Origin of the sequence: uncultured Chitinophaga sp. (genome assembly GCF_937874145.1) — a bacterium.
Taxonomy (GTDB): domain Bacteria; phylum Bacteroidota; class Bacteroidia; order Chitinophagales; family Chitinophagaceae; genus Chitinophaga.
On sequence record NZ_CALNBI010000085.1, the window covers coordinates 1 to 6,327 of the forward strand.

9 protein-coding genes are annotated in these 6,327 nt (G+C 55.4%); 4 read left to right on the forward strand and 5 right to left on the reverse strand.

Annotated features, from left to right (window positions below; all coding sequences use genetic code 11):
- Both Q0510_RS03815 and Q0510_RS03820 read left to right on the forward strand, forming a co-directional pair.
- On the forward strand, positions 1–636 hold a 636-nt coding region (locus Q0510_RS03815; RefSeq protein WP_298708415.1), incomplete at its 5' end, for an ATP-binding cassette domain-containing protein.
- 49 nt (positions 637–685) lie between these two features.
- Complete coding sequence (locus Q0510_RS03820) at positions 686–1,000, forward strand: DUF3817 domain-containing protein (RefSeq protein ID WP_298708416.1); 315 nt, start codon at positions 686–688, stop codon at positions 998–1,000.
- An 87-nt stretch (positions 1,001–1,087) separates the two neighbouring features.
- Here the strand turns inward: Q0510_RS03820 and Q0510_RS03825 are convergent, their stop codons facing one another.
- Positions 1,088–1,585 (reverse strand): DinB family protein, encoded by a 498-nt coding sequence (locus Q0510_RS03825; RefSeq protein WP_298708417.1) that lies wholly within the window; start codon positions 1,583–1,585, stop codon positions 1,088–1,090.
- A gap of 105 nt (positions 1,586–1,690) precedes the next feature.
- Between Q0510_RS03825 and Q0510_RS03830 the strand changes: the two genes are divergently transcribed.
- On the forward strand, positions 1,691–2,125 hold the full coding sequence (locus Q0510_RS03830; RefSeq protein WP_298708418.1) for a hypothetical protein: 435 nt from the start codon (positions 1,691–1,693) through the stop codon (positions 2,123–2,125).
- Between the two features lie 3 nt (positions 2,126–2,128).
- Here the strand turns inward: Q0510_RS03830 and dusB are convergent, their stop codons facing one another.
- From dusB to Q0510_RS03850, 4 genes are read right to left on the reverse strand one after another with little or no spacing between them, the layout of a single operon-like run.
- Complete coding sequence (dusB, locus tag Q0510_RS03835; RefSeq protein ID WP_298708419.1) at positions 2,129–3,166, reverse strand: tRNA dihydrouridine synthase DusB; 1,038 nt, start codon at positions 3,164–3,166, stop codon at positions 2,129–2,131.
- A 23-nt stretch (positions 3,167–3,189) separates the two neighbouring features.
- The gene (locus tag Q0510_RS03840) at positions 3,190–3,921 is read right to left on the reverse strand and encodes a metallophosphoesterase family protein (RefSeq protein ID WP_298708421.1); all 732 of its coding nucleotides are present in this window, start codon (positions 3,919–3,921) and stop codon (positions 3,190–3,192) included.
- Positions 3,922–3,938: 17 nt separating this feature from the next.
- A complete protein-coding gene (locus Q0510_RS03845) occupies positions 3,939–4,514 on the reverse strand; it encodes a GNAT family N-acetyltransferase (RefSeq protein WP_298708423.1) in 576 nt (191 codons plus the stop codon).
- An 18-nt stretch (positions 4,515–4,532) separates the two neighbouring features.
- The gene (locus tag Q0510_RS03850) at positions 4,533–5,327 is read right to left on the reverse strand and encodes an AraC family transcriptional regulator (RefSeq protein ID WP_298708425.1); all 795 of its coding nucleotides are present in this window, start codon (positions 5,325–5,327) and stop codon (positions 4,533–4,535) included.
- A gap of 187 nt (positions 5,328–5,514) precedes the next feature.
- Here Q0510_RS03850 and Q0510_RS03855 point away from each other — a divergent pair.
- Positions 5,515–6,327, forward strand: an 813-nt coding sequence (locus Q0510_RS03855; RefSeq protein ID WP_298708427.1) for a sulfatase-like hydrolase/transferase, incomplete at its 3' end; no start/stop codon positions are given.

The window sequence follows — 6,327 nt, forward strand, 5'->3', positions numbered from 1 at the left end:
AACGGCGCAGGCAAAACGACATTGGTCAAATTACTGGCGCGCCTCTACGACCCCTCGGAAGGCCGCATCCTGCTCGACGGCCACGACCTCCGCGAATACGACCTCAACGAGCTCCGCATGCAGGTAGGCGTTATTTTCCAGGATTTCCAGCGGTACCAGATGACCTTCTCCCAAAATATCGCGGTAGGGAATATTGCGGAAATCGATAATGCGGCGCGGATCGAGCTGGCGGCGGAGAAAAGCATGGCCGATTTGCTCTACGGCCGCCTTCCCAACGGGTTCGACCAGATGCTGGGCCGCCGGTTCAGCAACGGCGTGGAACTTTCGGGCGGGGAGTGGCAGAAGATCGCTCTGGCGCGGGCGTATATGAAAAACGCCCAGCTCCTCATCCTCGACGAGCCCACCGCCGCCCTGGACGCGCGCGCCGAATACGAAGTATTTCAACGCTTTGCCGACCTTACTCGCGGTAAAACAGCCGTACTCATCTCGCACCGCTTCTCGACCGTCCGCATGGCCGACCGTATCCTGGTGCTGGAAGGCGGGGAGCTCCTCGAAATCGGGACCCACGAAGAGCTGATCGCCAAAAAAGGGCGGTACGAAGAATTGTTCTCGCTGCGGGCGGCCGGTTACCGGTAAACTGACAATAATCATTTTCCAGAATCAGTTTCCGCCGTAGGTTTGCGCCATGGAAAAACAACAGACCGGCGAACAGCACGCCCGCTCCATCAAACGTTTCCGTATCATCGCATGGCTGGAAGGGCTTTCATACCTGGCTATCATCTTCATTTCCATGCCGTTGAAATATTTCTTCGATGAGCCCTGGCTCAATAAGCAACTCGGCATGGCGCACGGTTTGCTGTTCGTGCTCTACGTGGTACTGGTCATCGAGCTGAAAATGGTGCTGCAATGGTCCATGAAAAAGACCGCCATCGCCCTGGCCGCTTCGGTGATACCTTTCGGAACCTTTTTCCTCAACGAAAAATGGATCCATCGTCCGTAAGTATTCTCAATCTTTCTTTACGATAATTTAGGCAAGCAAAAAAAAAGGGAAGCGTTTTCGCTTCCCTTTTCGTTTTATATGGCGTGCTTACATGCCCGGTTCATCGGCACTCGGGCCGTAACTGCCGGGAATGGGCACATCGAGCAGGCGGAGATACACGCCCAGCTGCGCCCGGTGGTGCACGATCTGGTTGTACGACATGCGGATCACCTCCGATTTGGAAGACACGTCATGCACCTGTTCGCCGGTGCGCAGGGTCCAGGGTTGGCCAAAGGTGGACTCGTCGGCCTTTTCGAGGCTGGAATACCCTTCCTGCAGGGATTTTTCGTGGATATCCAGCAGCTCCTGGGCGGAATTCACGGGCGTTGGGGTGAAATCCATCCCCTCGAAGTCGATACCGTCGGTTTCAATGGCCATTTTGGCCCAGGAAGGCAGCTCCGCGATATGGACGGCCAGGCTGCGCATGTCCATGCTCCTGGGATGAGGGCGCCAGTCGAGCTTGTCGGCCGGGATGCGGCCCAGCATTTTGCGGGTGGTTTCGGCCTCGCGGGCCATTTCTTTCAACAAAGAAGGAATAGTTGCCATGATTTTTGGTTTTTGGTTTGATGATGTAAAGATGGAACCGGGGTTTGACAGCCTTATGTCAGCAGTGTTCATTTTTTTTTATGTAGATTTAAAAAAAATCCACTGATGAGAACTGCTGTTTTAATATCTATCCCTTTCATCGCACTTGCCTGCCAATCTTCCCCCTCAAGCGAACAATCCGCCGAAACGCAGGCCAGCGCGCACTGTTACCAGAAAGTGACGGGTAAAGACACGTTCCTGCTGCAGTTAGTGGTGGATGATACGGATGTGAAAGGCGTGCTGGAGTATAATTTTCATGAGAAAGATAAAAACTCCGGGACGGTAAGCGGTGCTTTATCGGACAATATTTTCCGCGGCACGTACCATTTCCAGAGCGAGGGCACTACCAGCGACAGGCCGGTGATTTTCAAAATGATAGGCGAGCAGCTTTATGAAGCCCTGGCAGACAGTGCGGATGCCAATGGCATACCCGTTTTCGCGACAGACGTTAGCCGTCTTCGCTTCGATCCTTCCCCTTATTCAAAAACCGACTGTAAATAGCGGTTAAATCGGGCAATTTTCGTGGTAATTGATGAGCTGGATGGGCGCCTTCTCCATCTCGAAGCCTTCGTATGCCCGGAGGATTTCATCCAGCACGGATTTGATCTCGTCCGGATCGGTGAGGGTTACGAGCTTGTTGCGGTATTCCTTGATGCCGGGAAGCGCCTTGAGGTACGTAAGATAATGCCGGCGCATGGAATAAATGCCGGCCTGGCCGCCTCTCCATTGAAGTGATTTATCGAGATGCTGCTTGCAGACCGTAATGCGCTCGGCCACGGTGGGAGCGGGGAGTTCTTCGCCGGTTTGCAGGAAATGGCGGATCTCGCGGAAGATCCAGGGGTAGCCGATGGCGGCGCGGCCGATCATGATACCGTCGATACCATAACGGTTTTTATATTCCAGCGCTTTTTGCGGGCTGTCGATATCGCCGTTCCCGAAGATGGGAATATGGATGCGGGGGTTGTTTTTTACTTTGGCGATGAGCGACCAGTCGGCTTCGCCCTTGTACATCTGGCAGCGGGTGCGGCCGTGGATGGTGAGCGCTTTGATGCCGGCGTCCTGCAGCATTTCGGCAACGGTTTCGATGTTTTTGGTGTCATCGTCCCAGCCGAGGCGGGTTTTCACGGTAACGGGCAGGCTGGTGGCTTTTACGCAAGCGGCGGTGAGCCTTTCCATGAGCTTCATATCCTTCAATACGCCTGATCCGGCGCCCTGCGACACGATCCCTTTTACCGGGCACCCGAAGTTGATATCGAGGAAATCCGGCTGCGTGAGGTCCACGATCTGTGCCGCCTGGGCCATCCGGCCTTCGTCGCCCCCGAAAATCTGAACGCCGGCGGGCCGCTCTTCATCGAAAATATCCAGCTTGCGGCGGCATTTCGCCGAATCGCCCACCAGCCCTTCGCTGGAAATAAATTCCGTATACAGGAGATCGGCCCCGTTGGCCTTGCAAACCACACGGAACGGCGGATCGCTCACGTCTTCCATGGGCGCCAGGAGGAGGGGGAATTCCGGCAGGGTGATATGTCCGAGTTTGACCATCGCGGCCGCAAAATTACGAAAAATCAGGTATTCCGCCCTTTTTCGCCGGGATAGAGGTATTGGACGGTGTCGCTTTGGATAAATGTTTTCGTCCGGAGGTCGAGGGCGGTGAGCTTGCCGTTGAAGCCCGCGCCGGTGTCGATGTTCCAGACGTTGCCGGCATGCATGGGATCGAATTCGCCGTAATTGATGGTAGGTGTATGGCCGATGAAAATCTCATCGTACAGCCGTAACCGCCTGGGATAGCGTGCATCGTTGGGCTTAAGCCGGGGATCGAGGGCCAGGGCCGTTTCCCAGAGCGTCCGGTCCCACATGTAATTATATTGGTAACGCTCGAACTGGGGGCCGTGCATCGAGGCGAAACCGGCGTGAATGTAAAGCCGGTTGTGCTCATCCACATAAAACTGCCGCATGCGGTGGAAAAATGCGAGATGTTCTTTGCGCGCTTCGGCAGACAGCTTTTCGTAACTCGCCACCGTTGCCCTGCCACCGTGCTGCAACCAGAGATCCAGCGGAGGCTCGCCGCCCAGCCAGGTTTCGCACCAGGCGTCGTGGTTGCCGCGGAGGAAGATGCAGGTATACCTGCGGTCCAGCTCCATCAGGTAAGCAATGGTTTCGGCGGATTCGGACCAGCCGTCAACATAATCGCCCAGGAAAATCAGCCGGTCGTTGGCCGTAGGCTGTATTCTTTCGATAACCTGCTGTAAGGCCCGGAAGGCTCCATGGATATCGCCGATCGCAAAAGTTCTGCTCATGTGGCAGCGAAATTACATTATTTGCCGTTATCCTGCAGGCCGCGCAAAGGCGTCAGCAGCGAATACACCGCAATGTCGAGGTACCGTCCGTCCCAATACTCCGCTTCCCGGAAAAATCCTTCTTTCACAAACCCCGACTTCTCCAGCACCTTTTCGCTCGCCACGTTGGCCGGGTCGATGATGGCTTCCACCGAATGCAGCCGGTATGCCTCGAATCCATGGCGCAACACAACGGCGAGGGCTTCGCTGGTAATCCCCCTGCCATGATACCCGTCGTGCAGCATATAACCCACTTCAGCGCGGTGGTACGCCGCATTCATCTTCACATATCCGATCACCCCGATCACTTTATTTTCTCCCTTCAGCGTAATCCCCCAGTTGATGGCTTCGTTGGCCTGCGATAAGGTATTGAACCGGTCGATCAGCGAGAGTGCGTCTTCGCGGTTCACCGCACGCACCCGAGGGATGAAATGCATCAGTTGGGGATGGGAGCGGAGATATAAAATGTCGTCGGCATCCGTCCGCTGGACCTGGCGCAATACCAGCCTTTCGGTCACCAGTTCGGGGACAGGGGTCAATTGAAAAGTGAGCATGCGGCAATTTAAGCCAAATCAGGCTTCCATCGACAGCTCTTTCTTGTAATTGGTGAAATTCTTCCCTGAAGCGTTCTTAAAGTATTTCGAGAAATGCGATTTGTCCTCAAACCCAAGGTGGTAAGCAATTTCCTTCATCGAATAATTCTCTTTGTGCGTGGCCAGCATGCGCGCTTCCGACAAAATACGCCGCCGGATATGCTCGCTTGCCGTTACACCGGTCAGCTCCTTAAGCGTCGTGTTTAAATGGTTGGCCGTCACGTGCAGGTTCGCCGCGTAATCCGTCACTTTTTTCAACAGGATAAACTGCTGGTCGAGCAGCGACAGGAATTGCCGCACGAGCCCCGTTTTCCGGTCGGCCGAATACCCGGTTTTCGGTGCGGGCAGGCAGCGCGCGATCTGGCGCAGGAGGATTTTGAGGTAGTCACGGATCATATCGAGCCGGTACGGCCTGTCGGATTCCCATTCCGCGCGGATGAGGTTCAGCAGCTCGTAAGTATCCCCGCGCTGGGAATTCTCTACGCGCAGCACGGGTTTGCCGGCGGCGCCCAGCAGGCAGAGCTCGTACACGAGGGGGATGTAATGGATGAAATCGTGGGTGAAAGTGAAAGCATGCCCCCTGGCATCGCGGGAAAAAACGCCCTGGCCGGATGCGGCGCTGCGGATGAAGTAAAGGCCCTCGGAGGATGCGGCGCCATTGTCGAGCAGGCAGGCGCCCTGGGTCAGGTGCACCAGCTGGATTTCGTTGGAAGCGCCCCCGGTCCTGGCGGGCAACGCTTGCAGGCGGAACGTTTGCATGTCTTGTATTTGCATGGGATTGGGTTTTGGCCCTTTAACAAACGATTGTTGTGCCAGTTGGCGGGTTTTGGTCCAAAGATCAATGCAGTAAAGGGTTTGGGGGAATGATGGCCGGGGAAGCGTGCCTGCGTTTTCCGCGAAATGCCGATGTCCGCCACGAAATATCATGACTCGAATATTCGTTGTTTTGTATCTTAATGGCATGAAATGTATGATAAGTATGGTTTTCCTCCTGCTGGGCATGTCCGTGCAGGAGGCGGCCGCCCAGCGCAAAAAGCCTTCCCGCAGGCAACCGAATATCATCCTCATTTATGCCGATGACCTGGGTGTAGGCGAAATCGGCGCTTACGGGCAGGAGAAAATCGCTACTCCGCACCTCGACCGCCTCGCCAAAGAAGGCATGCGGTTCACGAACTTCTACACCAGCACCCCCGTTTGCGCACCTGCGCGTTGCATGCTGATGACCGGCCGGCATGGCGGGCACAGTTACATCCGCGGCAATTATGAAATGGGCGGCTTCGCTGATTCGCTCGAAGGCGGACAAATGCCCCTGCCGGAAAACACGATGACGGTAGCCCGCATGCTGCAGCGCGCCGGGTACAAAACCGGGGCCATCGGCAAGTGGGGGCTGGGCATGCATTACAACACCGGAGATCCCAACAGGCAAGGCTTCGATTATTTCTACGGATATTACGATCAGAAACAATCGCATAATTTCTATCCTACCCATTTGTGGGAAAACGGCCGGTACGTCAGCCTCAATAACCCGCCCTTTTACGTGCATGATGCGTTGAAGCCCGCTACAGCCACAGATGCGGATTACGGGAAGTTCAAGGGTAAGGAATATGCGATCGATAAGATGACGGGCAAAGCGCTCGATTTTATCCATCGCAACGCAGCAGGACCGTTTTTCCTCTATCTGCCTTATACATTGCCGCACGTTTCGTTGCAGGCGCCCGACAGCGCGGTGCAGGCTTACGTCGGGAAGTTCGCCGAAAAGCCCTATTTCGGCCAG

Coding starts and splice junctions, on each gene's coding strand:
- Q0510_RS03830 (WP_298708418.1), top strand. CDS start 1,691: ATGAGAACTGCTGTTTTAATATCTATCCCTTTCATCGCACTTGCCTGC.
- dusB (WP_298708419.1), bottom strand. CDS start 3,166: ATGGTCAAACTCGGACATATCACCCTGCCGGAATTCCCCCTCCTCCTG.
- Q0510_RS03840 (WP_298708421.1), bottom strand. CDS start 3,921: ATGAGCAGAACTTTTGCGATCGGCGATATCCATGGAGCCTTCCGGGCC.
- Q0510_RS03825 (WP_298708417.1), bottom strand. CDS start 1,585: ATGGCAACTATTCCTTCTTTGTTGAAAGAAATGGCCCGCGAGGCCGAA.
- Q0510_RS03850 (WP_298708425.1), bottom strand. CDS start 5,327: ATGCAAATACAAGACATGCAAACGTTCCGCCTGCAAGCGTTGCCCGCC.
- Q0510_RS03820 (WP_298708416.1), top strand. CDS start 686: ATGGAAAAACAACAGACCGGCGAACAGCACGCCCGCTCCATCAAACGT.
- Q0510_RS03845 (WP_298708423.1), bottom strand. CDS start 4,514: ATGCTCACTTTTCAATTGACCCCTGTCCCCGAACTGGTGACCGAAAGG.